At 66.8% G+C, this 21,109-nt stretch carries 19 protein-coding genes, 1 tRNA gene and 1 pseudogene; 4 read left to right on the top strand and 17 right to left on the bottom strand.

From position 1 onward, the window contains the following. Positions 1-77 precede the first annotated feature (77 nt). Both SMN802W_RS16075 and SMN802W_RS0100220 read left to right on the top strand, forming a co-directional pair. Positions 78-1,714, top strand: a pseudogene (locus tag SMN802W_RS16075) (inorganic phosphate transporter). Positions 1,715-1,932: 218 nt separating this feature from the next. Continuing rightward, the gene (locus tag SMN802W_RS0100220; RefSeq protein ID WP_019514865.1) at positions 1,933-3,219 is read left to right on the top strand and encodes an MFS transporter; all 1,287 of its coding nucleotides are present in this window, start codon (positions 1,933-1,935) and stop codon (positions 3,217-3,219) included. 3 nt (positions 3,220-3,222) lie between these two features. Here the strand turns inward: SMN802W_RS0100220 and rsmD are convergent, their stop codons facing one another. Further along, positions 3,223-3,768, bottom strand: a complete 546-nt coding sequence (rsmD, locus tag SMN802W_RS0100215) for a 16S rRNA (guanine(966)-N(2))-methyltransferase RsmD (RefSeq protein ID WP_019514864.1) — start codon at positions 3,766-3,768, stop codon at positions 3,223-3,225. After that, a complete protein-coding gene (locus tag SMN802W_RS0100210) occupies positions 3,765-5,033 on the bottom strand; it encodes a pseudouridine synthase (protein ID WP_019514863.1) in 1,269 nt (422 codons plus the stop codon). Before SMN802W_RS0100210 ends, rsmD begins: the two co-directional genes overlap by 4 nt. A 96-nt stretch (positions 5,034-5,129) precedes the next feature. Here SMN802W_RS0100210 and SMN802W_RS0100205 point away from each other — a divergent pair, with 96 nt between their 5' ends. Beyond that, positions 5,130-5,564, top strand: coding sequence for a response regulator (locus tag SMN802W_RS0100205; RefSeq protein ID WP_019514862.1), 435 nt, complete (start codon positions 5,130-5,132; stop codon positions 5,562-5,564). 121 nt (positions 5,565-5,685) lie between these two features. Further along, positions 5,686-7,035, top strand: a complete 1,350-nt coding sequence (locus tag SMN802W_RS0100200) for an AmpG family muropeptide MFS transporter (RefSeq protein ID WP_037522764.1) — start codon at positions 5,686-5,688, stop codon at positions 7,033-7,035. 3 nt (positions 7,036-7,038) lie between these two features. Here the strand turns inward: SMN802W_RS0100200 and SMN802W_RS0100195 are convergent, their stop codons facing one another. From SMN802W_RS0100195 to SMN802W_RS0100125, 15 genes are all read right to left on the bottom strand, one after another. Next, positions 7,039-7,488, bottom strand: a complete 450-nt coding sequence (locus SMN802W_RS0100195; protein ID WP_019514860.1) for a DUF6628 family protein — start codon at positions 7,486-7,488, stop codon at positions 7,039-7,041. A 44-nt stretch (positions 7,489-7,532) separates the two neighbouring features. Further along, positions 7,533-8,858 carry a bifunctional folylpolyglutamate synthase/dihydrofolate synthase gene (locus SMN802W_RS0100190; RefSeq protein ID WP_019514859.1) on the bottom strand — a complete coding sequence of 442 codons (1,326 nt, stop codon included), beginning with the start codon at positions 8,856-8,858 and terminating at the stop codon, positions 7,533-7,535. 36 nt (positions 8,859-8,894) lie between these two features. Then, on the bottom strand, positions 8,895-9,761 hold the full coding sequence (gene accD / locus SMN802W_RS0100185; RefSeq protein WP_019514858.1) for an acetyl-CoA carboxylase, carboxyltransferase subunit beta: 867 nt from the start codon (positions 9,759-9,761) through the stop codon (positions 8,895-8,897). Further along, positions 9,758-10,561, bottom strand: coding sequence for a tryptophan synthase subunit alpha (trpA, locus tag SMN802W_RS0100180; protein ID WP_019514857.1), 804 nt, complete (start codon positions 10,559-10,561; stop codon positions 9,758-9,760). Before trpA ends, accD begins: the two co-directional genes overlap by 4 nt. Continuing rightward, complete coding sequence (trpB, locus tag SMN802W_RS0100175; RefSeq protein WP_019514856.1) at positions 10,561-11,811, bottom strand: tryptophan synthase subunit beta; 1,251 nt, start codon at positions 11,809-11,811, stop codon at positions 10,561-10,563. Before trpB ends, trpA begins: the two co-directional genes overlap by 1 nt. Further along, on the bottom strand, positions 11,808-12,446 hold the full coding sequence (locus SMN802W_RS0100170; RefSeq protein WP_019514855.1) for a phosphoribosylanthranilate isomerase: 639 nt from the start codon (positions 12,444-12,446) through the stop codon (positions 11,808-11,810). Before SMN802W_RS0100170 ends, trpB begins: the two co-directional genes overlap by 4 nt. 51 nt (positions 12,447-12,497) lie before the next feature. Then, entirely contained in the window at positions 12,498-12,752 is a 255-nt protein-coding gene (locus SMN802W_RS0100165) for a hypothetical protein (RefSeq protein WP_019514854.1), read from the bottom strand. 5 nt (positions 12,753-12,757) lie between these two features. Continuing rightward, entirely contained in the window at positions 12,758-13,432 is a 675-nt protein-coding gene (pyrF, locus tag SMN802W_RS0100160) for an orotidine-5'-phosphate decarboxylase (RefSeq protein WP_019514853.1), read from the bottom strand. After that, positions 13,432-13,755, bottom strand: coding sequence for a lipopolysaccharide assembly protein LapA domain-containing protein (locus SMN802W_RS0100155; RefSeq protein WP_019514852.1), 324 nt, complete (start codon positions 13,753-13,755; stop codon positions 13,432-13,434). The genes pyrF and SMN802W_RS0100155 overlap by 1 nt, the downstream gene beginning before the upstream one ends. A 41-nt stretch (positions 13,756-13,796) precedes the next feature. After that, a complete protein-coding gene (locus tag SMN802W_RS0100150; RefSeq protein WP_019514851.1) occupies positions 13,797-16,127 on the bottom strand; it encodes a patatin-like protein in 2,331 nt (776 codons plus the stop codon). A 10-nt stretch (positions 16,128-16,137) separates the two neighbouring features. Further along, positions 16,138-16,836 (bottom strand): endonuclease/exonuclease/phosphatase family protein, encoded by a 699-nt coding sequence (locus SMN802W_RS0100145; protein WP_019514850.1) that lies wholly within the window; start codon positions 16,834-16,836, stop codon positions 16,138-16,140. 69 nt (positions 16,837-16,905) lie between these two features. Then, positions 16,906-19,551, bottom strand: a complete 2,646-nt coding sequence (mprF, locus tag SMN802W_RS0100140; RefSeq protein WP_019514849.1) for a bifunctional lysylphosphatidylglycerol flippase/synthetase MprF — start codon at positions 19,549-19,551, stop codon at positions 16,906-16,908. Then, positions 19,544-19,984: a DUF2147 domain-containing protein gene (locus tag SMN802W_RS0100135; protein WP_051083406.1), complete on the bottom strand. Its 441-nt coding sequence runs from the start codon at positions 19,982-19,984 to the stop codon at positions 19,544-19,546. The genes mprF and SMN802W_RS0100135 overlap by 8 nt, the downstream gene beginning before the upstream one ends. Before the next feature lie 99 nt (positions 19,985-20,083). Further along, positions 20,084-20,159, bottom strand: a tRNA-Thr gene (locus SMN802W_RS0100130). A 64-nt stretch (positions 20,160-20,223) separates the two neighbouring features. Next, entirely contained in the window at positions 20,224-21,096 is an 873-nt protein-coding gene (locus tag SMN802W_RS0100125; RefSeq protein ID WP_019514847.1) for a hypothetical protein, read from the bottom strand. Positions 21,097-21,109: the final 13 nt, after the last annotated feature.

Genomic DNA, 21,109 nt, shown 5'->3' with positions numbered 1-21,109 from the left:
CGTCCATTCTCCGGGCGTCGTCTTCACCGTCAACGCTGTCATCAAAACGTCACGCCGGAGCGACAGGAACGACATCTATGGCAAGCAACGTCCTCGCCGACTCTTCGTCCAGCCCGCCATCACGTGCGGTTGACCTGGACAAGCCATCGCATCCGATCGCGCGCATGGTGTTCGCCCTGCTCGTCATTGCCGGTTTCGGCTACGCCGGGATCAGCGTATTTCTCGATACCCAGCAGGTGGGCGAGCAGCTGGCGACCGGCGTGTTCCTGTTCTTCGGTCTCGCGTTGCTGATCGCGCTGGGGTTCGAGTTCGTCAACGGCTTCCATGATACCGCCAATGCGGTCGCGACCGTGATCTACACCAATTCCATGCCCGCCAACCTGGCGGTCATGTGGTCGGGGTTCTTCAACTTCCTTGGCGTGATGTTGTCGTCGGGGGCGGTCGCTTATTCGATCGTCACGCTGTTGCCGGTCGACCTGATCCTGAATGTCGGGTCGGGGCGGGGTTCGCGATGATCTTCGCGCTGCTGCTCGCCGCGGTGATGTGGAACCTGGCGACCTGGTACGTCGGGCTGCCGAACTCGTCGAGCCACACGCTGATCGGCTCGGTGCTGGGCGTCGGGCTTGCCAATCAATTGCTGCATCACGGTGCCAACGGCACGTCGGGAGTGGATTGGAGCCAGGCGACCAAGGTGCTGTCGGGGTTGCTGATGGCGCCGGTGATCGGTTTCTTCGCCGCCGCCGCAATGCTGTTGGTGCTGCGCCGTGTTGCGCGCAACCCGACGCTGATGCAGTCGCCCGGTGGTGACGCGCCGCCGCCGCGCGGCATCCGCGCGCTGCTGGTGTTCACCTGCACCGCGGTGTCGTTCAGCCACGGGTCGAATGACGGGCAGAAGGGCATGGGGCTCATTATGCTGATCCTGATCGGCTGCGCGCCGACTGCCTATGCGCTCAATCGCACCTTGCCGGCGAGTGAGACGCCTGCCTTTTACGCGAGCGCCGATGCAGCCTCGCGCGTGTTGGCGCGTCACGGCGAGGCGGCGGTGCCGGTCGAGCGAGCGCGGCCGATCCTGATCGACGCGCTGTCGCATCGCACGGTCGAGACGCCGCTTGTCTATGGCGCGGCGGTGGCGGTGTCGCGCGATGTCGCAGCGCGCGTCGCCGGCTACGGCTCGCTCGAGAAGGTGCCGGCGGAAGCCACGCCCAACCTTCGTAACGACATGTACCTCGTCCTCGATACGACGCGGATGATCGCGAAGGATGCCGACAAGCATGGGTTCAACGAAGCCGATGCCGACCGGCTGAAGGATTATCAGACCCGGCTAGAGGCGGGGACGCGGTACATCCCATTGTGGGTCAAGGTCGCCGTCGCGCTGGCGCTCGGGCTCGGCACGATGATCGGATGGAAGCGGATCGTCGTCACCGTGGGTGAAAAGATCGGCAAGCAGCACATGACCTATGGCATGGGCGCGTCGGCCGAGCTGGTGGCGGCGGGCACGATCCTGGCCGCCGACCGCTTCGGGCTTCCGGTGTCGACGACGCACATTCTGTCGTCGGGCGTCGCGGGCGCCTCGGTCGCGAGCGGAATGGGATTGCAGCGGCGGACGCTGATCCAGCTGGCCGCCGCGTGGATCATGACCCTGCCGGTCGCGATGCTGCTGTCAGGGACGCTATACTGGCTGCTGCTGCAGCTGGTGGAGCGCGGCGCGTTTTGAGAAAAGCCGGGGCAGCGCCGGTGACGCTGCCCCGCAGTTCAGGGAAGGGATCGGACGGGGGTTGTCCGACCCGTACGGCGCCCAACAGGGAAGAAAAGCGCCGCGTCCCGAGGTCTAGCGCGCATGTGTTGCGCGGATGTTGCAGCCGGGCGCGTTTTGGTGGCCGCCGCCGCATCTTGCGCGTTGACGTGAGCCGCAACGCTGCCCGATGACGCGGCATGTCGCAGCCAGCCTCACACCGTCGCATCCTGCTCGCCAGCCTGGTCGGCACCTCAGTCGAATTCTACGATTTTTACATTTACGCGACTGCTGCGTCGCTGGTGTTTGGGCCGTTGTTCTTCCCGGCGGGAGACGCCTCGGTGCAGTTGCTCGCGTCCTATGCAAGCCTCGCGGTCGCATTCTTTGCGCGACCGGTCGGAGCATGGGCATTCGGACATTACGGCGACCGGATCGGGCGCAAGTCGACGCTGGTCGCCAGCCTGATGCTGATGGGCGGATCGACGCTCGCGATCGCCTTTCTGCCGACCTATGCGACTGCGGGAAAGCTCGCGCCGATCCTGTTGTGCGTGCTGCGCTTCGGGCAGGGCTTCGGCCTCGGCGGCGAATGGGGCGGTGCGGCGCTGCTTGCGGTGGAGAACGCGCCGGCGGGCAAGCGCGGGCGCTATGGCATGGTGCCGCAACTCGGCGCACCGGTCGGCTTCATCGCCGCGAACGGCCTGTTCCTGTTGCTGGGATTGTTGATGACGCCGGCGCAGTTCCTCGCCTGGGGCTGGCGCGTGCCGTTCCTGCTCTCGATCGTGCTCGTCGGTCTGGGCTTGTGGGTGCGCCTGAAGATCAGCGAAACGCCTGCCTTCGCAGCGATGATGGAGGAAGGTCCGCCACCATCGGTGCCGATGGGCGAATTGATGCGGCACCATTGGCGACAGACGCTCGGCGGCACGTTCGGCGCGGTGGCGTGCTTCGCAGTCTATTATATCGCGACGGCGTTCGCGCTCGGTTATGCGACCAAGATCATGGGCGTGAACACGCAGGTGTTCCTGTCGCTGCAACTCGCAGCGATCCTGTTCATGGCGGTCGGTATCGCGCTGTCGGGCGTATGGGCGGATCGCACGACGCCGGGACATGTGCTCGCCTGTGGCTGCGCCGGCGCGGTCGTCGCCGGCTTCCTGCTCGTGCCGGGTCTGGGCTCGCACTCGGTGCCGGCGATGTTCGCGAGCCTTGCCTTCGCGCTCTTCGTGATGGGGTTTGTCTACGGCCCGCTCGGTGCGTGGCTGCCGAGCCTGTTTCCGGCGCGCGTCCGCTACACGGGGGTCAGCCTGTCGTTCAACATGGCCGGGATTATTGGTGGTGGGCTGACACCGGTCGCGGCGCAGGCGCTGGTGGAGCGCGGCGGGCTGATGCTGGTCGGCGGCTACCTCGCCGCGCTGTCGCTCCTCAGCCTCGTCGCGCTGCTGGTCATGCGTGAGGCGCGACCGAGCGCGGTTCAGCCGCTGTCGGTGAACTGATGTTCAGTCGGTCCGGCGCAGGATGGTGAGCCGCGCACGACCATATTGCCGGTCGGCATCGATCGCGTAACCGTCCAGCTCGACCGCCTCACCGCGCCCCGTCTCGATCGTAAGCCACGTCGCGGGGCCGATCCAGCCGAGCCGTGCCAGCTTGTCGGCCGCGACCTCCCCTGCGCCGGAGGCGTAAGGCGGGTCCATCATCACGATGTCGAGCGGTGCAGTCGCGGGACCGAGCGCCAGCACCGAGCCGGCACGGACGGTCGCGCGCGTACCCGCCGCAAGGGCGGTGACATTGGCGCGCAAGCTGTCGAGCGCGGCGCGATCCTGTTCGACGAACAGGCACGATGCCGCGCCGCGCGACAAGGCCTCCAGCCCGAGCGCCCCGGAGCCCGCGAACAGGTCGGCGATCGACAGGCCGTCAAAGCTGCCGACACGGCTCGCCAGCATCGAGAATAATGCCTCACGCGTACGGTCTGCGGTCGGACGCGTGGTGTCGCCCTTGGGTGCGGCGAGTGCCCGGCCGCGCCATTCGCCTGCGATGATCCTCATTTTCGGGGTCTTCCACCACGCGGGCCGGCCTTCGGTTTCGGCTTCGCCCAGCCGGCCTTGCGCTGCAATTTGGCCGGGCGCGGTGATGCGGCATCGTCAGCGGCTGCCGGGATACCCTGACGTTGCACGCGGGCAGCGGACTGTTCACGCACAGCCGCTGCTTCGCGTCGTTCACCCCTCTGCTGATCGCCTTGGCGCGACGCGGCGCTCGGACCGGCGGCGCCAAGGCGGGCTTGGGCGCGGCCGACCGGGCTGGCGGCGGTCGGTCGAGCGGCATCGCGGTTGCTCTTGGTGTTCGTCTGAACGACCGGAATGGGCGGGGAGTTCGCCGCGACGCCTGCACGAGCGATCCGGGGCGGGGCGGCGCGGCGCAGTCGGCGATCCGGTTCCGTCGTGCTTGGGCGACGGTTGCTCGCGGTTGGATCGTACTCGCCGGTGGCTGGAGGCGGGCCAACTGTCCGCCGCGTGATGTCGCCTTTGCGTAGGGCAGGCGCGGAGATGGTCGCATCCGCATCGCCCTTTGCCCGTGCGCTCGCCTTCAGCGTCTGTCGAAACGCGACCAGGTCGGCGCCGCGCACCTCTCCGATCGCGCCGACGGGCAGGTCGCCTAGCACGAACGGGCCATAACGCGTGCGGATCAGTCGGCTGACCTGAAGACCTAGATATTCCAGCACGCGGCGAACCTCGCGGTTCTTTCCCTCGGTCAGGATCATTTCGACCCACACGTTGGCGCCGGTGCGACGTTCGAGGTTCGCATCGATGCTGCCATAGCGCACGCCCTCGACCTCGACACCGTCGATCAGCTCTTCGAGCTGCGCTTGCGTCACATCGCCGTAGGCACGCGCGCGATAGGCACGCTCGACGCCGGTCGACGGCAGCTCGAGCTGACGCTTGAACGCGCCGTCGGTGGTAAGCAGCAACAGGCCCTCGGTGTTGAGGTCAAGCCGCCCGATCGGCACCAGGCGCGGCAGATCGGTGGGCAGGCGGTCGTAGATCGTCGGACGCCCGGCAGGGTCGCGCGCGGCGGTCAGGTAGCCGGCAGGCTTGTGGAACAGGAACAGTCGCGTCGGTTCGGGCGCGGCAACCGGCTCGCCATCGACCGTCACCCCGTCGAGGTTCGCTAGCAGCGTCGCCGGCGTGTCGATCACTGTTCCGCCAACCGCGACGCGCCGGTCCGCGATCATGCGTTCGACATCACGGCGTGATGCGACACCCGCGCGCGCGAGCAGTTTGGCGATGCGTTGTTGCTGAGGGTCCTCGGCCATGCGCTCGCCTTAGCCCCGCCGATGCTGGCGCTGTCAAATAATTGCGACCGAAATCATCCTTTTGCGTTGTGTGTGCGGAACGATGAAAGCGGGCGCATGCTGTTTGGACGGAAGCAACGGCTGATCACACGTCTGCTGGTCGTTGAAGACGAGCCGCTGGTCGCGTTCGATACCGAGCGGATGCTGCGTGAACACGGTTATGAGGTCCTGGCGACCGTCGACCGTGTCGCGGATGCGCACGCCGTGCTCGCGCGCGGCGCGGGGGTGGTCGACCTGATCCTTGCCGACGTGCGGCTGGCGGACGGAAGCGGGCTGGATGTCGCACGTGCGGCCGCCGAGCAGGGTGTCCCGGTCATGTTCGTAACCGGCAGTTGTCCGCTCGAGGCCCGCGCGCTCGCGGTCGGGTTCCTTGCCAAGCCGTATATGGAACGCGACCTACTCACCGCGATCGACGTGGTCGACGCCGTTCGCGCGGGGCGCCATGCAAAACGCCTGCCGCAAGGGTTTGAGTTGTTCGCCACGGCGACCTGATCGCGGATCAGCCAAAAGGGTCACGATCACAATGGGATTGGGCTGAACGCAATGGCGGCGGGCTTACGCGCCGCCAGATTCCCGCTAGGGTCCTGCGCAATAGAGTGCGGGGAGCGAGTGAATGGCAGTGTCGCCGGAGATGACGGGCGCGGAACGGCGGACGTGGTGGGACGGGGTCAGGCCGTACACGGAACGTGCGCCGCTTGCCGCGCTGGCGCTCGGGATCTCCTCGGGCTTTCCTTACTCGATGATCGCGGCGACGCTGACGACGCGACTGTCGCAGGCGGGAATCGACAAGAAGACGGTGACCGCGTTCAGCCTGGCCTTCCTCGTCTACAATCTGAAATTCCTTTGGGCGTGGCTTGTCGATGGCGTGCGGTTGCCCGTGATCGGGCGGCTTGGGCAGCGCGTGTCGTGGCTGATCTTCGCCGGCGTGTTGGTGATCGCGGCGGTGACGCATCTGGCGCTGGTCGATCCTCGCGCATCGATTTCCGCAACCGCAACAGCAGCGATCTTGGTCGGCATCGCGGGCGCGACGTTCGACATCGTCATCGACGCCTACCGCATCGAGATCCTCGAACCGCGGCAATTGGGCGTCGGCTCGGGCATGAGCCAATATGGCTGGAGGATCGGCTCCGCGGGTGCCGGCGCGCTAGCGCTGGTCGTCGCGGCGCGGCATGGCTGGTCGGCGGCCTATCTCGCCTGCGCGCTGCTCGCGCTCCCCGCAATGCTCGCGGGACTGTTGCTCGGTGAGCCGGCGCGGCGACGCGAGCCGGTGGAGCGGCGCGGCTTCGCGACCGCGCTCGGCGCCGTGTGGCAACCATTTGCCGAGTTCTTCATGCGGCGCGGCGCGTGGCTGGTCCTGCTGTTCATCCTGATCCACAAGGTCGGCGACACGCTTGCCAATCTGACCTTTCGCCTGCTGTTCGACGACCTGCGGTTCAGCAACGACGAGATCGCCTTTTACGACGTCGGCATCGGTTTCTGGGCCTATCTGGTTGGGATCTTCATCGGCGGCGTTCTGTACGCGCGCATGGGGTTGAAGCGATCGGTGCTGCTCAGCCTGTTGTTGATGGCAGTAAGCAACATGTCGTTCGCCTTCCTTGCCGCCGCCGGGCACAGCAACGTCGGCATGGCGGGTGCGATCGGGTTCGAGAATATTGCCAGCGGCATCGGCGGCGTGACACTGGTGGCGTACTTCTCCGCGCTGACCGATCTTCGCTTTACCGCGGCGCAATATGCGCTGATCTCTGCGGCGACGAGCGTGCTGGGACGCGTGCTGACGGGAACGACGGCGGGAGCGCTGGTCGAGCAGCTCGGTTATTTCAACTTCTACGTCCTGACTACGGTGCTGGCGCTTCCCGGCGTTGTGCTGTTTTGGTGGATGAGCCGCGCCGGGTTGATCGACCGCTCGGTCGGCAGCGCCGGGATCGAGGGGCCGGGCGACGCACGCGATGGTGCCCCGGCCTGATCGTCACGCGGTGACGGGGCGACCCTCGTCGGCAAAGGCGGCGGCGAGCGCGGCGGCACTTGCCAGCACGCCGTCCACGTTCCGGTGGCCCAGCAGGTCCTGCATCAGCCAGCGCGCCTGATCCGGCGCGACCTCGACCCGTGCGAGGATAGTGAGCAGCGCATGTTCCGACGCGGTCATCCGCCCGCAGCAGCATGGCGCGATCGATACCGGCATCGACGAATGCGCGGCGATGTCCGCCATCATCGTTCGCGTCAGCATCAACGGTCGTCGGAATCCTTCGCCAAAGGTGGTGAACAGCGCGTAGCTGGCGCGTGCGTCAGCAAGCCCGTGTGCGCCCATCCGGCGGATCGCGAACAACGCCAGCCGCGCATTGGGACAAGCCGGACCGGTGCGCGGAAGAACAGAGGACATGGTGTTGACGGCCATCGCGGGCGACTCCTTATCGTCCACGCATCCTCGTTAAACCGCTATTGCAAGTCAATCGCAGATTTGTGTCAGCTTGGTGCCTCGTCATTCAGATCGAGAACTTCGCCGGCGAGGTAGAGCGAACCCGCGATCAGCACGGTCCTGCCGGGCTCTACCCGGAAGATGTCGGCGACCAGTCTCATCGCGGCATCCACGTCGGCAGCGGTGCTCGCCTGAATGCCGAACGCAGCAGCAACGTCGGCGAGTTCGCTTGGCGCGTGGCAGCCGTGATCGGGTACCGGCACCGCGATCACGCGGTCGAGTAGCGGCTCCAGCGGCGAGAGGAAGCCGCGCGCGTCCTTGTTCGCCAGCATGCCCAGGATCAGCGTGACACCACCCGCTTCGCTGATCGTGCCAAGCGCCTGCGCCAGTGCTTCGCCCGCGGAAGCATTGTGTCCGCCGTCGAGCCATACCGCCGATCCGTGCGGCATCAGATCAACGAGCGGGCCGGGCGACAGATGTTGCAGCCTTGCCGGCCAGAACGTCGCCCGTGCGGCAGCGGCGATCGTGCCCTTCGGCACCATGAGTGCGCGCTGATGGCGCAGCATCGCGGTGGCGAGCGCGAGATTGTCGGCCTGATGCGCGCCGTACATGGTTGGCAGCGGAAGCCGAAGCTCACCGACGCTGTCCTGATAGACGATCGTGTCGCCATCGACCCGAAATCGCCACGCAGCCTGTTGCGGCAACAAAGACGCGCCGGCGCGTGCGGCACTTTGCGCAATCACCGCCGTGATGCCGGCAGGATAGGCCATCGTGACCAGCGGCACGTCACCTTTTGCTATTCCCGCCTTTTCCGCCGCGATCTTCGGCAGCGTGTCGCCCAGAAAGGCTTCGTGATCCATGCCGAGCGCGGCGATGCCACACACCGCTGCGGTCGGGAGCACGTTGGTAGCATCGAGGCGCCCGCCCAGACCCACCTCGATCACGCAAGCGTCCGCCGGCACGCGCGCAAAGGCGAGAAACGCCGCTGCCGTCGTCACCTCGAAGAAGCTCGCGCCGATCCCTTCGGCGACGTCCAGCACCTCGCCGAGCAAGCCTGCCAGCGTGGTGTCGTCTATCAGCGTTCCGGCCAACCTGATCCGTTCGTTGAAGCGAACCAGATGCGGGCTCGTATAGGCATGTACCCGATAGCCCGCCGCCTCAAGCGCGTTGCGCAGGAACGCACAGGTCGAGCCCTTGCCGTTCGTGCCTGCGACATGGAAGACAGGCGGCAAGCGCAGGTGTGGGTCGCCCAGACGCGCGAGCAGGCGGGTAATCCGCTCGAGCCCGAGCACATCGGCACCGGGCGACAAGGCCCACAAACGATCAAGCTGCCGCTGGACGGCGGGATCGGCGGAGCGGGCGTGATCGGGCATGAATCTTCCCGCGTCAGTAAGGCCGAGGCGCTTGCCTCACGCCGCCGCGCTTCGCTCCGCACACAGATAGCCTATCACGCTGGCAAGCCGGTCGCGCAGGTCCTTGCGGTGCACCACCATGTCGATCATGCCGTGTTCAAGATAATATTCGCTCGTCTGGAAATCGTCGGGCAGCTTCTCACGAATCGTGTTCTCGATCACGCGCCGGCCGGTGAAGGCGAGCGTCGCCTTGGGTTCGGCGATGTGGATATCGCCCAGCATCGCATAGGCTGCCATGACGCCGCCCGAGGTCGGATCGGTCAGCACGACGATGTACGGCAGGCCGGCATCGTGGAGCATCTGAATGGCGACCGTGCTACGCGGCATCTGCATCAGGCTGAGAATACCTTCCTGCATGCGCGCGCCGCCCGACGCGGTGAAGACGATGTAGGGCGCACGGTCCGCGATCGCGGCCTCGACGCCTTGGATAAACGCTTCGCCGACGGCCTGGCCCATCGACCCGCCCATGAAGGCGAAATCCTGCACGCCGATCACGGCCTTGCACCCATGGATCAACCCGCGCGCGTTGACGAACGCATCCTGCTCGCCCGTGTCGGCACGCGCCGCCTTCAACCGGTCGACATACCGCTTCGAGTCGCGGAACTTGAGCGGGTCCTCCGGTGCCTTTGGCGGAGCCAACGGGTGCGCGCTGCCTTCGTCGAACAGATAAGCGAACCGCTCAGCCGGACCGATGCGGTCGTGGTGGTCGCACGTCGGACAGACGTGGAGGTTCTCCTCCAGCTCCTTTGTAAACACCATCATCCCGCAGCCCTTGCACTTGTGCCACAGGTTCTCGGGTGTCTGCTGCTTTCCCGCCGGAACGATCGCGGACAAGGCATTGCGGACGTTGCTCAACCAACTCATCGTACTGCTTCCTTCCGGGCCGAGGCGAGCGCATCGGCCAGGCCGCGGACATAGGTCGTCACATGGGCGGGCGCTTGCGTGCCGTGCTGTGCCACGATCTCGACGATCGCGGAGCCGACAACGACGCCATCGGCAATGCCGCCGATCGCACGCGCTTGTTCAGGAGTGCGGACGCCGAAACCGACCACGACAGGCACGTCGGTCGCCTGCTTCAGCCGCGCAACCGCCTGCTCAATCGAGCCCTGCTGCGCCTGCTGCAGCCCGGTGATCCCCGCGACCGAGACGTAGTAGAGGAATCCAGAGGCACTATTCACGACTTCCGGCAACCGCGCCGCATCGGTCGTTGGCGTCGCCAGCCGGATGAGATCGAGCCCCGCCGCACGAAGCGACGGCCCGAGTGCGTCGTCCTCCTCGGGCGGTACGTCGACGCAGATCACCCCGTCGACCCCGGCCTCGCGTGCTGCGGCGGCGAACCAGTCGGCACCGCGGCGTAGCATCGGATTGGCGTAGCCCATCAGCACCACCGGCACGTCCGGGTGGCGCTCGCGAAAGCCGCGCGCGAGGTTCATGATGTCGGCAGTGGTCGTGCCGCCCGCGAGGCTGCGGATATTCGCCCCCTGAATCGCCGGGCCGTCCGCCATCGGATCGGTGAACGGCATGCCTAATTCGATCACATCGGCCCCGCCCGCGACCAGCGCGTCGAGGACGCCGGCCGTCGTGGCGACATCGGGATCGCCTGCGGTCACGAAGGTGACGAGCGCAGGTCGATCGTCGCGGAAAGCGTCGGAGAGCCGCGACATCAGATCGCCACCCCGAGTGCCTCGGCCACCGTGAAGATGTCCTTGTCGCCGCGACCGCACAGATTGGCGAGGACCACCTGATCGCGCCGCATCTGCTTCGATCGCGTGACCACCGCCGCGATGGCGTGCGATGGTTCAAGTGCGGGAATGATCCCCTCGGATCGGCACAGCAGCTGGAACGCGTCGAGTGCGTCGGCATCAGTCACACTGGTGTAGGTCACCCGCCCGATATCCTTCAGCCAGGCATGTTCGGGACCGATACCGGGATAGTCGAGCCCCGCCGAGATTGAGTGCGCCTCAGCGATCTGCCCATCGTCGTCCTGCAACAGATAGGTCTTGTTGCCGTGAAGCACGCCGGGGAAGCCACCGGCAAGGCTGGCGGCGTGCTTGCCCTCCAACCCTTCGCCCGCGGCCTCGACACCAAGCATCTGTACGTCGGCATCGTCGAGGAACGGATGGAACAGCCCGATGGCGTTGGAACCGCCACCGATCGCGGCGACCAGCAGGTCGGGCAAACGACCGGTCCGCACCAGCATCTGCGCGCGCGCCTCTCGCCCGATCACGCTTTGGAAATCGCGGACGAGTTCGGGGTAGGGGTGTGGTCCCGCCGCCGTGCCGATGATGTAGAAGGTGTCATGGACATTCGCGACCCAGTCGCGCAGCGCCTCGTTCATCGCGTCCTTAAGCGTACGCGCGCCGCTCTCGACCGCACGCACCTCGGCGCCGAGCAGCTTCATGCGGAACACGTTGGGCGCCTGCCGCTCGACATCCTTCGCACCCATGTAGATGACGCAGGGCAGGCCGAAGCGCGCGCAGACGGTTGCGGTCGCGACGCCGTGCTGGCCCGCGCCCGTCTCGGCGATGATGCGCGTCTTGCCCATCCGCATCGCTAGCAGGATCTGCCCGACGCAATTGTTGATTTTGTGCGCGCCGGTGTGGTTCAGCTCGTCACGCTTGAACCAGATTTCCGGACCCATCCCCGCAGGCGCGCTTTCGCGCAGCGCCTCCGTCAGTCGTTCGGCATAGTAGAGTGGGGAGGGGCGGCCGACATAATGTTCGAGCAGATCGTCGAATTGCGCCTGAAATGCGGGATCCTCCTTCGCCGCGCGATACGCGCGTTCGAGATCGAGGATCAGCGGCATCAGCGTCTCGGCAACGTAACGCCCGCCGTAATCGCCGAAATGGCCGCGCGCGTCAGGTTGCTGGCGAAAGCTGTTGAGCGCGGCGGCAGGAGCAGTGGTGAGTGTCATAGGCGGCGCACCGCTTGAAGGAAGGCGGCGATCTTGTCCACGCTCTTGACACCCGGCGCATCCTCGACGCCCGACGAGGTATCGACCAGCGGGGCGCCGGTACGCGCCACCGCGTCGGCGACATTGGCGGCATCGAGCCCACCTGACAGCGCCCAGGGGAGTGGCGAGCGGAAACCGTCAAGCAGCGACCAGTCGAACCGAACGCCCATGCCTCCGGGCAGCGCCGCGCCGGCGGGTGTCTTCGCATCGAACAACAGCCGATCGGCCGCGCCGGTGTAGTCACGTGCCCGATCGAGGTCGCCGCGTGTCTTGATCGCGATCGCCGCCCAGGTGTCCACTCCCGTCACCGCGCGAAGATGCGCGACCCTGGTCGCCGCCGTGCGGTGCAGCTGGATCGCAGCCAGTCGAGCCGACTGCACCGCGCGCGCGATCGTCTCATCATCGGGGTCGACGAAAATTCCGACGCGGCCGACGTGGCCGGGCACGCGTTCGGACAGCATCGCGGATCGCTCGAACGAAAGATTGCGCGGCGAAGGTGGAAAGAAGACGAAGCCGACGTGGCTGGCACCACCCGCAATGGCCGCATCGAGTGTCGCCGGCGTGGAGAGCCCGCATATCTTCGCCGTCACGTGCATGGCACTTCTCCTAGCAGCGCGATGCGAGCGCAACCAAGCCCCCGCCGTGCGTCACGGGGTTGCCAGGCTGGCGAGTTCATCGACCGAGATGCCGTAGACGGTGCAGATATGGTCGCGAAGCGCACGCTTGGTCGCCGCCATCTCGGCATAGGCGGCCTCCTCGGCTTCCTCGGCGTCGTGGTTAAGGGTGAAGCGATCAGGTACGAGCATGTTCCAGCTGAGATTGTGACGCCGTGCCGCCTCGCGCACCGCGGCCACCAGCGCGCGGGCGTCTTCCGCCACCGTGACCGTATCGTCGACCGCCATGCCGGTCAGAGCGTCGCGGCAATGGCGCGCGCGGCCTCGTCGGGATCGCTCGCCTGCGTAATCGGTCGGCCAATGACCAGGATCGACGCACCATCGTCGAGCGCGCGGCGCGGTGTCACCACGCGTTTTTGATCGCCCGCGGCGCCATTCACGGGGCGGACGCCGGGCACGACGAAATACCCCCTTGGCCAGGCACGATGCGCCGCCTTCACCTCTGCGCCCGAGCAGACGATGCCGTCCAGCCCGGCTTCGCGCGCGAGGTCGGCCAGACGCAGAACGTGGTCGTGCGCGCTGCCGCTGATCCCCGTGGCGGCCAGATCATCCTCGTCGAGACTGGTCAGCATCGTCACCGCGACGACGCGCGTGTCGGGATGCGCCGCTGCCTTTGCGTCCTCGAGCATTGCGCGACCTCCGCTGGCGTGCACGGTGAGCACCGCTGGCTTGAGGACCGCGAGCGACTGCACCGCCTTGGCCACCGTATTGGGAATGTCGTGCAGCTTGAGGTCAAGGAACACGGGCAGACCGGCTTCCTCGATCGCGCGGATGCCGGCTGGGCCGTTGGCGCAGAAGAACTCGAGCCCCAGCTTCACGCCGCCGACGTGATGGCGGACCTTCTGCGCTACCGCACGCGCACGGGCGAGATCGGGCGTGTCCAGCGCGACGAAGATGCGGTTCGACATCAGATCGTCTCCGACGTGGCGGCGGTTTGCGCTGAAACTGTCGCGAGCGGCTCCGGCAGGGCGGCCTCGCTGATCGCGCGCGTGCTCGCCAATGCGCGCTCGGCGGCGGCCAGGCGCTGCCGCAACCGCCAGCGCGCGATATGCTGATAGACCAGCGTCGGCACGAAGCCGAGCAGGAAGGTCAGCAGCAACAGCAAGGGCAGGTTGATCTCCATGACCAGGTCGCCGAACAGCTGGATCGAGACGGTGGTCCAATTACCGAAGGTGAACACCGCGGCGATGAAGGCCAGCAGGCACCAGAACAGGATCTTGAGGAACTGCATCGTCGCCGACGCTATCGCCCGCGGCGCATTTTGGCCAGCCTTCAGCCGATCTCGCGCCGAAGGGTGTCGAAGAGCGTCGGAATGGCGCTGAGGCGCGGCTCCTCTTCGTTGAGGATGGCGAGGAACACCGCGCGCTTGATTGCAGCGACGCGGCCGGGTCGCAGCGGTGCTCCGGCGGGCAGGGCCGAAACCGCAATGTCGATCATCCGCTCCGCGCCGTGGAGGCGACCCCAAAGGTAGTCGTTCTCGCGATAGGCTCGACTGAAGAAGGCACCGAAGCTGTTGAACTGGATACCCTTCAACGTCGCCTCCGCGCCGCCACTACGGATCGTTCGCGCATCGTCGGGCGAGATGCGATCGACGCGGATCGGATCGTACTCGTCGTTCCCTTCGCCCTGCAGCAGCGGCAAGGTCGCCACGTCGATGTACGGAAAGCCCAGGTAATGGAGCAGCATCGCGCGGCGCACCTCACGCGGCAACCCGGCGAGCGCGGCGGCGATCCGCGCGTCGGTGTCGGCATCGAGCCGCGTCAGGTCGAGCGAAACGCCGAGCGCGTCGAGCAACGCATCGGCATCGTTGCGCGCATTGCGGATGGCTGTGCGTAGCGCGCGATGGTTTCGGGGCCGCCGCGCCTCAAGATAGGTGCCGAGCGACTCGTACACCGCCTCTCTCAGCGGTTCGAATGTGTCGGTGCCGGCGGCAACTTCGGCTTCGCTGATCCGTCGCGCAAGCAGGCGCAGGCGACGGATGCGGAAATCGAGGTCGAAGGTGCGAAGGAACGCGACCGCAGGCTCGCTGCCTGCTCCGCTGAACACCGCCTGTTCAGTCACGCCGCGCCGGACAAGCGCCTGATCGATCCGTGCGCGCGTGTTGTTCCAGCGATGCGAGCCCGGTGCGCCGCCGGCCGCGTCAAGCAGCGTCGCGATGAACTCGGCCACCTTTGTCACTTTCAGGTGACCATAGCCGGCATAGGAGAAGCCGGCGCGTTCGGCGGCGGACACCTGCGCCCGCCTGCGCCACGCCACCAGCCGCGCAGGTGTTGGGCGATCGAGGAAAAACGTTCGCCCGAACAGCTGCTCGATCTCGCGATCGATCTCGGGCCGAATCGCCTCCAGCACTGCGCGCATCCGCTCGATCCGGCGCGACCGCTCGGCAAGTGCCTCAAGATTGTCGCGGATCGGCTGCTGGCGCGGCAGTTCGCTGACCGCGCCCAAGATGGTCTGAAAGAAGCCCGGTACGCCGTCGATCGAGCCGGACAGGCGGAACTTCATGCCCGGTGCCGGGTCGATGTAGACGAAGCGGCGATCGATCTCGCGTCGCGCGGGTCGATCGCGCAGCGCATCGATCGCAGGACGAAAGGGCGCGTTGGCGAGTACCGATCCGTCGATCAACGCGGTCTTGTTGATGGTGTTGGCGGCGAATTGTCGCGGCAGCACGCGGCGTAGGAAGACGCGGCGACCGGGCCAAGACGCGGCGCGCTTCTCCAACGCGCCGTCAAGCTCTGCGACAGTCAACGGAGGGAACGCGCCCGGAAAACTTGAGGTCGCCCGCGCCGCAAAGGTCAGCTCGGCCGGATCGGCAAGCGTCTCGCACGGTCGCCCGCCATCGCTGAACGGGAACACCAGTCGGTGCTCGGTCTCGGTCACCTCGCGCGGGGAATGAAGTTCGAGGCGCTCGGGATGGCCGGTGAAATCGGTTACGGTCACGAACAGGTCGAGCGGCTGGCCGGGCGGAAGCAGGCGCGGCCCACGCGGAGCCGCTGCCATGGCGGCGAAGGCATTGAGCAGCATGTCGGTGAACCCCGATCCCGAGAACGGCGGCTCGAACCAGCGCGAACGGATGAAGTGCGACAGCTTGGTGCGCACTTCTGCACGCGTATGCTCATCGGCGTGATCCAGCTGCTCGGCGCTTCGTCCCGCGGCCATCCATGCGAGCGGCAGCGCCCACACCTTTGCGAACCTCGAGGCCGGTGCTGCATCGGTGTCGATCAAGCGCTCGACATCGGCGCCATCGAGCCACAGGTCGGTCAGCGGATCGAGCGACTGACCCGCCGCGATCGCCTGCGCGAGGAAGATGCCGTTGATCCCGCCCGCGCTCGCGCCGGCGACGATGTCGGGCAGGATGCGCAGGCGGATGCCGGCTGCCTCGCGCATCTCGGCGATCAGATCGGCGTAGACGCGTGCGGCGCCGGTCAGGTCCGGTGTGCCGTCGTGCGATGCGCGACTGGCCCGCGCCAGATGCCACACCTCCTTGGTGATGCCGTGCATGTAGACCGCCAGGCTGATCCCGCCATAGCAGACGAGCGCCAGCCGGAGCTCCTTGTCGCGAACCGCCGCTGCAGGCTCGAATGCTGCGCCGTCGCCGTCGCTCACGTGCGATTGCTCATGCCAGGGTCAGCTCCGCCCAGATCGGCAGATGATCCGATGCCTTTCGAGCGGACGCACTCGCATGAACACCGCAAGCGGTGATCCTAAGGTCGCGTGACGCCATGATCCGGTCGAGCCGCGCGATTGGCCGCCGCGCGTGAAAGCTCGGGCCCGTGTCGGCGAAGGCGAAGCCACGCGCCAGGTCGCGGAGGCAGCCTGACTGGCGGCTCCACTCGTTCAGGTCTCCCATCATCACGGTCGGGTGCTGGTGCGCAGTTGCGGCGACGTGGCTTATCACGGCCTGCGCCTGACGCCGTCGCCACAGACCCGACAGATCGAGGTGCATGCCGACGACCCGCATCGTCGTCCCGCCCACCTCGACATCGGCCATCACCGCACCGCGCGGTTCGAGCGCAGGGAGGTGCAGCACCTCGCATGCACGCACGGTCGCGGAACGGGGCACCAGTAGCGCATTCCCATGCCAGCCGCTGCTGAGCGCGCGGACGCCGAAGCCGACCGCTTTCCATCCGCCATGCTCCTCAAGCAGGTGCGGCGAGATCACTGCGGCACGCGTACCGAACCGCCGGTCCGCTTCCTGCAGCGCGACGATGTCGGCATCCACTTCGCTCAGAACGTCTAGGATACGCTGCGGATCGCGCCGGCGATCGGTACCGATCCCCTTGCGCATGTTGTAGCTTGCCACCCTGATCTTCATGTCAGGTTCGAAACGAGCATCGGTGGCCCAGGTTGCACCGCCGAGCGGGTGGACCGCTCCGCCGATCGACTAGCTCGCGAATACCAGTGTGCTGGAAGTGCGCTCGCCCTGTTCCAACGTAAGCTCATTCCTGCGAGGAACTGCGTCGACCGCGGAACTCGGAGGCAGCGGCGTCGGCTGGCCGATCAGCCGCGACAGGTCGCGCAGCGCCTGGACGAGGCCAAGTCCTCGCGGCCCGGCGATGTAGCGCGGTTCCCACACAGGCGCGAACTTCTCCTTGTAGGTGCGAAGGCCGCGGAAGCCGTAGAAGCGCTCGCCATGCTGAAAAACCAGTGCGGCGGCGCGCGCCCAGGCGGGTGCCAGGCGACGACCAGCAATCCCCGACAGCGGCGCGATGCCCAACGAGAAGCGGTGATAGCCCTGCTCGCGCGCCCATTGCATGACGTGGACGAACAGGAAGTCCATCGTGCCCGAAGGCGCGTCGTCGCAGTGGCGCATCAGATCGACCGACGCTTCGGCCAGATTGTCGGTCAGCCACAGGTTGGCGAAGGCAACGATACGATCATCGACCATCGCCAGCGCGACGTCGAAGTTGGTGAGGTAATCGGGATCGAAGCGGCCGAGGCTAAATCCCTTCTCGACATGACCCTTCGACTCGGTCCACTCGTCTGACACCAAGCGTAGCTTGTCGATGATCGCAGGCACGTCAGCAGCGGGCACGATGCGGAAGGCTAGGCCGCGACGTGCGGCGGCACGTTCGGCCTTGCGGACCGAGCGCATCCGCGGTGTCTCGAACGTCAGGTCCGGCAGGTCGACGATCGCTTCCTCGCCATATTTGATGACGTGAAGGCCCATGCCGATCGCGAGGTCGAGCACCGGCGGTGCGATCTGGTAGAGCAGCAAGCGACCTTGCGCGGCATCGGCCAGGTCGCGGATGCGCCACAGCAGGTCGGGCCATTCGCTCTGCTCGCCGACCGGATCGCCCATCACGATCCAGCTTGCGCCGCGACGGCGATACATCAGCATCGCGCCCCCGCTTTCCGACAACAGAAAGTTCTTGTCTCCCGTAAGCGCGAGTAACGCGTCGGTGCGATTGCCGCGCGACAGGATATCGCTGACCGTGTCGGGATCGCAGGCGATCTCGGGCGCGCTTGGCGCCGGCCCCATCCAGCGCCACACCACAACGCCCGACAACAGCACCGCGATGCTCAGCGTAGCCCGCAGAAAGCGCGGCGCATCGCCCCGGAGCGCGAAATGCCACCACAGGTCGTCCTGGTACGGAACCTGTCGGTAGGCGAAGAACCCGGCCCAGGTCGCGGCCGCGACCGTGACGGCCACCGCGCCAAGCCACGCACCCGACAGCGGCATCTGCGTGAGCGCGGTACGGCGGTAGAAAGCGGCGCGCGTCCAGTGGAGCAAACCGGCGAGGATCAGGCACGCGGTCGCCTCCTCGTAATCGATGCCCTTGAACAACGAGAACAGTGCGCCCGCGATCAACAGCGCGCGCGTCGCGACGAACGCACCGTCGAGACGGCGGTACAGGCCGGGTGCGAGCAGCAACAACCCGGTACCGACCAGGCTCGCGGCGATGTGGCTCGCCTCGATGAAGGGGAGGGGCGCGATGTGCGACAGCATCCCCATGCGACCCTTCAGCGACGGCAGCGATCCCGACAGCAACAGCATCGCGCCGCCGGTGAACGTCGCTGCGGAAAGAACGAGCGGGGCGATCCCGGTCGCGGCGGCGCGCCCTTCGCGCAGCAGTCGAACCGACAGCGCCCGACGTCGAGCGAGTTCTCTTCCCCCAAGCATCAGCACGGACACGGCGAGCGGCAACAGGTAATAGATCAGCCGATAGGCCACCAGCGCGGCAAAGGCGGTTACACGGTCACCTGGCAACACTGCCAGCACCACCGCCTCGAACACGCCGATCCCGCCCGGTACGTGCGTCACCACCGCGGCGACGATGCCTAGCGCGTAGGCGAGGACGAAGCTGGGCAGCAGGTGCAGCGACGCGCCGGGCATCAGCACGAACAGTGCGGCGGCGGCCGCGGTCACATCGAGCAGCGCAACGCCGATCTGCGCCAAGGCTTGCCCTCCCGTCGGCAGCGGCAGGCTGAAGCGGTGCCATCGTAGCGGACCCTTGCTGCGCGCGCAGAGCAGCACCAGGGCGGTCGCCGCCAGCAGGATACCCGCGCCGACGACATGCGAGACGGTGGGCGACAAGGTGAACCTGGCGAGCTCAATCGCTTCCGATCGGGCAAGCAGCGCTGCGCCCGCAACCGTGACGATGCCGCTCCAGAAAGTCGCGCTTGCGACCCCGATCACGCGTGCGATGTCCGGTCCGTCTAGTCCGGCGGCGGTGTAGATGCGGTAACGTGCCGATCCGCCGGTCACCAGCGACAGGCCGAGATTGTGGCTGAGCGTGTAGCTGGTGAACGAGGCGAGCGCCGCGGTCCGCCACGGCAGCGCCCGACCGATCACGCGCAGCGCAAGCGCATCATAGAGTGTCAGCGCCAGGTAGCTGAGCGCGGTGAAAGTGATCGCGGCGACGATCTGCGGCACGGTCATCGCGTGCAGTGCGTCCCGGACCTGCGCATAGCTCAGGTGCCGCGTCAGCTCCTCCATCGCGGCGAAGCCGAGCGCGACGAGCAACAGCACGACCGCGACCGACAGCGCGACGCGATAGCGTGCTGCGGCCGCGAGCAATTTATCCACGCGGCACGTCCGCGACGCGCTGCCATACCTGCGACTTGCAGAACAGGCCGTGCAGGATACAGCCGCGGACCCGCATGTTGCTGTCGTCGACCTGTTCGATCAACGAATAGAAATGCCGTCCCATGTCGGGGACGAACACGGTCCCGGCCCAGGTTCGCGCGCCGGTCGGCCGATAGTTTTCGAGCAGCGACGTGCCGATCAGGTTGGGCACGTTGCCGTCGCGCGCATCCTGCTGCGCTTCCCGGCTTGCCCAGACGACACGGCCGCACAGGCGATCGGCGCACGGTGCGGTGCGGACAGCGACGCTGTGATACGGATTGATCCACGTTCCGTAGATTGACGCGGTGGGCGCCGGCTCGGCGGCCAGCGCCGATGCGCCGGCGGTCAGACCGATCAGCGCCACTACCGCCGCCACTGCTTTTCCAAATGTCATCACGCCATCCTCCCGGGTTCGATACGGGGATAAAGCGCGGCGACTTGCCGCAGCGTCGACGCTGCCTGAAAAATCGGTAATGCGAAAGGGGAGACGACGTGGTGCCGGTTGCAGGAATCGAACCCGCGACCTTCGGTTTACAAAACCGCTGCTCTACCAGCTGAGCTAAACCGGCCCGCCGTCGACGTCGCCATGCGACAGCCGTGCCTCGGCGTCCAGCCCCTTTGCGCCGCGCTGCATTACCGCGCACCAAAGGTCCAGCCCTCAATCCGTGCGACTTGGCTCGTTAGGGCAGGCGGGTGCCATAGCTCGGTGCGGGACGCGGCGACCCGCAACCATGCGGCGGTCAGCAGCGCGTCGCTGCTGTGATCGTCGATCGGCCCCGCACCGGGTACGGCTGCGCTGCCGAGCGAGGCAAGCGCATCATTCAACGCGGCGACGTCGCGCAGCTTGCTTCGGCCACGCCCAACGCCGGCTTCGCGCGCGGCAAGCGTGGTGTAGATCTCCAGCACCAGGCTGCCGTGCCCTGGATCGGGATCGAACGGCCAGATCGGCAGGTGACCGCTCAATCGGTGCAGCATCCGCATGCCCGTCAGGCTCGACTTGCCGACCTGCGCGGCACCCACAAGGTTCAGGTTGCTGACCGGGTTGAGCCCGAGCGCGGCCTGGGCATGCTCGGCCAGTCGCCAGCGTCCACGACCGGATGGGAACAAGTCGCCGCTGCGCCCGCCATGTCGGCGGAAGTGACGCGCAGCATCCAGATGATCGACGAAGCTCGTCGCACACAGATGTGGATCATCGGCGCAGATTTGCTCGACCAACGCCCAGAGCGCGCGCGCATCGCTCGGGGTCTGCGGCCAACCGGGAAAATAGGCGCTACGATCGAAGAACGGCAGCGCGGTGCCGAGGTCGAGCCCGACCAGCGTATCCGTGGGCAATTCGTTCATCAGCCAGTCGAGCACCTCCTGGCGCGACCAGATGTGATCGGGCCTGACGAGTACCGGTCCCGTATTGCTGTCGCTGCACAGCGCGACGCGGATGCCCTTCTGCCGTTCGCCGATCGCGCCCGACCAGTCGATGCCGGCAAAATGACGGAAACGATTCTCGCTCATCAATCGCGCGGCT

The organism is Sphingomonas sp. Mn802worker (genome assembly GCF_000382485.1).
Taxonomy (GTDB): Bacteria; Pseudomonadota; Alphaproteobacteria; order Sphingomonadales; family Sphingomonadaceae; genus Sphingomonas.
The sequence above is the reverse complement of the archived record's forward strand: the minus strand, read 5'-3'. Positions and strand labels throughout refer to the sequence as shown.